Below are 3666 nucleotides of genomic sequence, written 5' to 3' on the forward strand. Positions count from 1 at the left end.
AGCTTAATCGCGCCATAGATCAAAAAGGGCAATAAAGCAACAATAACCGAAACGATATCCATAAAAAGTGGTGCACGTGTACCTAAGAAACCTGACTGAAACATAAAATCCATAAAATAATCTCCATAAAATAATTATAACACTATACCAAAGGTATATAAAAGCGACTCGTCGTATGAGCCGACTGCTGAAGTCAACCCAGTGTGAATATAGTCATATAAACTTTGTTCATATGATGTCCTTACTAACAAATCACAACAGACTTAACCTCTGTAAACTCTTCAAGTGCCCATTTAGGACCTTCTCTTCCAACTCCTGAAAGTTTAGCACCACCATAAGGCTGTACATCAAAACGAAGCGTTGGTATATCATTGATCACCACACCGCCACACTCAGCATCTTCTATAAATGCCTGAGTCATTTTCAGGTCATTGGTAAAAATAGAAAATTGTAAGCCATATGGTGAGTCATTCATTTTTTCTACTGCCGTTTCATAGTCAGGTACAGCTACCAGACTTACGATAGGAGCAAAGACTTCTTCACAGATGATCTTCATGTCATCTGTAACATCTGCCATAACCGTCGGAGGGAATATACCATCTATATCTTCACCGCCGGCGATCACTTTAGCCCCTTCACTTTTAGCCGAATCTATCCACCCTTTGGCTCTCTGCCTAGACTCATCATCTATCAGTGGTCCCATAAACGTATCTTCTTCGTAAGGTGAACCGACTTTGAGTTTATTTGTCTCTTGCGCTATGAGTTCTGCAAACACTTCATATACCTCTTTGTTCACATAGATACGTTGAAGAGAGATACACACTTGTCCTGAGTTGTAAAACGCCCCAAAAGCACAACGTGCCGCTGCAAGAGAAAGGTCTGCACTTTTATCTATGTAGGTTGCAGCATTACCACCCAACTCAAGGCTTACTTTTTTAATACCCGCCTGCTTGGTAATGATATTGCCTACAGGTACAGAGCCTGTAAAACTAATAACCCTGGGAATATCACTTTGTACGAGTGCAGAACCTACCTCAGCATCTCCATACACCACAGAAAGTGCATCTTTAATAGCATACTCAGAATCTATAAAAAGTTTTGCAAACATATAAGCTGTCATGGGTGCTTCAGGTGTAGGTTTAAGCACTACTGCATTTCCTGCACCCAGTGCTGGGGCTATCTTATGCGCTACTAAATTAAGTGGAAAGTTAAACGGTGTGATACACGCTACCACACCCACTGGCTCACGTCTAAAATATGCCAATGTTTTTTTACCACTAGGCATAATGTCCGTAGGCAGTGTTTCTCCAGAAAGATTTGCAAGTTCCATGGCAGTAATTTTGATCGTTTCCACACAACGTTCTACTTCTACCCGCGAAAATGCGATAGGTTTTGCCACCTCTTTTGCCAACATCAAAGCAAAATATTCTTTCTCTGCTGTAAGTTTGTTAGCCACATCTTCCAACCACAAAATACGCTGGGATAATGCAGATTTTGCTGTTGCTTTACTTGCTGTTTTTGCGATGTTAAGTGCCTTGTGCGTATCATCTGCGTTACATACTGGAGCTGTACTGACAACAGCACCATCAAAAGGACTCTTTCTTTCCTGTTGTGCTTCTTTATTTTCTTCCGTAGAACCAAAAAAGATTTTGGCTTGTGCAATATTAGACATTGTTGTACCTTACTTTGTAAAATTGTCTGATTATAGCAAAAGGTAGTGAAAATTCTATTTATTTTATCTTTTGTGACGGGAAGAACTGTCACAGTAGTAACCCTTTGAAGAAAGAGTTACGCGTTAGGTGTCCACTCTGTACTTTCTTGTGCAGGTTGATCTTGTTGTGCTTCTATTTCCGCTTCATATGCCATGATCTGTTGGCGTACTTCATTGATCTGTGCAGGAGTGACATTGTCTTCAGTTGACCATGCTACTTCAACTTCACCACCATACTCCTCACCCATCATCGCTATCTTCTGTGCATATTCATAAATGTCCAGACAAATTTCTATGCTCTCTTCTTTCATGGTATCACTTAACTCTATGTACCAACGTCCCAGAGGATTGGTTTTAATGACTGACTCAATGACTACCATCAGACGCCGCCTTTAAAATCTTTCTTTTTCAAGTCACCGTTATAGATGATATCACGCACATCCACACTCTCCATATTTAACATGTCAGGAACAACATCTGCTTCTTCCAGTTCTTTGATTGCTCCCTCAAGTTCTTCTTGGTAAGTTTGCATCATATCTGCTGCAAGTACACCTTTTGTTTGTTGAATAAATACGAGTTTTTCGATCTCTTCTTCTACTCCTGAACCCTCTACTGTGACGATCATTTTACCTTTTTCTTTTTCCCCAAAATGATACTCACACTTACCGCTTGCCTCTAAAGTCTCTTTTACTTCATCATAATTTTCTGGTTTTACTTGTACTACTATACTTGATATATTCATTCTTCTGCCTTTCTCTTCTTATTTAATTTGAACGAAATCAGAGCAACTTTGCAATCTGATCTAACTGATTATCTGTTACATATAGAACGACTCTGGAGCTCTGCTCTTCACTTTTTCTCAATGCATCATAGGTGTTTTGCATCTTGATCGTTGTTTCTCTATCTATTGGAGACCGTAAAGACTTGTACTCCACAAGCTCTCCATTTTTATAGACACCGGAGACGTTGGCATGAACCCAGTAGTACCCATTGTCTTTACGTTTATTCTTCACATACCCCTGCCAGCTCTCACCACGTCCAAGAGTCTCCCATATATCTGCGAAAACTGACTTGGGCATATCGGGGTGTCTGACAATGTTGTGCGGCTTGCCTATGAGCTCATTCACCTCATATCCGCTGATCTTGGCAAAGGCTTCGTTGGCATGAATGATCACACCGCTGAGATCAGTCCTTGAGATGATTTCTACATCCTCAGGCACTTGGGTTTCTATAAACATATCAAATGTTGTATGCATTCTCACTCCTTTTGTGCTGATTTAGAGAAGAACAAAATTCCTCTTGAGCTGTCGCCCTCAGTGGACAGTTCACAGTTCTGGTACTCTTTATCATTTTAACCTCCACATCATGACCGTCTCATCATCACTGGAAGAGAAGAGTATATTTTCATCTTTGAAGATAATATTATTCAGTGTACTCTTTTGCCCTTGAAGTTCTGCTATTTTTGCCTTAGTTGACCTTCTATAGATGGAAATATTATTTTTTTCATCCATAACAAAAGCCACTTTCTTCGCACTGGGACTAAGCCCTGTGGCATAAATAAGAAACGAGCCTTCTATATAGGTTGCTGTACCCATTGCTGTATCATACAAAGCACCTCTTCTATCTTGTCCTGCAGCAGAAACGATACCTTGTTTATAATCCACTTTATAGACATTATCGACATTCATACCTTTAAGTACATTCACTACCTTCCCTGTCTGTATATCTATAATATTCAGAACACCGCTTTCACAACTAAATACGGCCTGCGTTCTCTCTTCATTAAGCGCAAAGTCTGAAAATTTAGATTCACTTAACTGTACCCGATAAAGCTCTTTTTTACTTTTCACATCGAACAGAGCAGCTTCATTGGAAAGATAGCCTAAAAGGATCTGATCTTTCTTGATAAACCTTGCTTTAATGGCTGCCTTTTTATCTTCTGATGAGAGTAACTG

5 protein-coding genes are annotated in these 3666 nt (G+C 39.9%); all 5 read right to left on the reverse strand.

What is annotated here, in order from left to right; genetic code table 11:
* Positions 1–244: 244 nt before the first annotated feature.
* Positions 245–1672 (reverse strand): aldehyde dehydrogenase family protein, encoded by a 1428-nt coding sequence (locus WBM70_RS08490; protein ID WP_424558075.1) that lies wholly within the window; start codon positions 1670–1672, stop codon positions 245–247.
* Between the two features lie 116 nt (positions 1673–1788).
* A complete protein-coding gene (locus tag WBM70_RS08495) occupies positions 1789–2091 on the reverse strand; it encodes a hypothetical protein (protein WP_424558076.1) in 303 nt (100 codons plus the stop codon).
* Entirely contained in the window at positions 2091–2453 is a 363-nt protein-coding gene (locus tag WBM70_RS08500) for a chaperone NapD (protein WP_424558077.1), read from the reverse strand. The genes WBM70_RS08495 and WBM70_RS08500 overlap by 1 nt, the downstream gene beginning before the upstream one ends.
* 37 nt (positions 2454–2490) lie before the next feature.
* The gene (locus tag WBM70_RS08505; protein WP_424558078.1) at positions 2491–2967 is read right to left on the reverse strand and encodes a PAS domain-containing protein; all 477 of its coding nucleotides are present in this window, start codon (positions 2965–2967) and stop codon (positions 2491–2493) included.
* Positions 2968–3057: 90 nt separating this feature from the next.
* A partial coding sequence (locus WBM70_RS08510) for a WD40 repeat domain-containing protein (RefSeq protein ID WP_424558079.1) occupies positions 3058–3666 on the reverse strand: 609 nt, incomplete at its 5' end.

The organism is Sulfurovum sp., from assembly GCF_049668085.1.
Classification (GTDB): Bacteria; Campylobacterota; Campylobacteria; order Campylobacterales; family Sulfurovaceae; genus Sulfurovum.